The organism is Psychrilyobacter piezotolerans, assembly GCF_003391055.1.
Lineage (GTDB): Bacteria > Fusobacteriota > Fusobacteriia > Fusobacteriales > Fusobacteriaceae > Psychrilyobacter > Psychrilyobacter piezotolerans.
On sequence record NZ_QUAJ01000086.1, the window covers coordinates 1 to 308 of the forward strand.

Sequence of the window (308 nt, forward strand, 5' to 3'; positions counted from 1 at the left end):
TCCTAAGGTGTGATTAGCGATTGGGGTGAAGTCGTAACAAGGTATCCGTACCGGAAGGTGCGGATGGATCACCTCCTTTCTAAGGAGCACTTTATGAGATCGTTATGATCTATATAAAGAATATTTATGCTCTTTCTCTATTTATTTGGTAATGTTCTCTTTTTTTTTTGAGAGAAATACCAGTTGGACATTGAAAACTATATAATAATGAAATAATAAATTAACAATTTTATTAGATCTTCAAGTTATGTGAGAACATAACGATAATTAACGAAGAGTTAGAAATAACTGAACGTAAATTAGATTTC

At 31.5% G+C, this 308-nt stretch carries 1 rRNA gene; it reads left to right on the plus strand.

Annotated features, from left to right (window positions below):
* Positions 1 to 79, plus strand: a 16S ribosomal RNA gene (locus DYH56_RS15765); the annotation flags it as partial.
* Between the last annotated feature and the right edge of the window lie 229 nt (positions 80 to 308).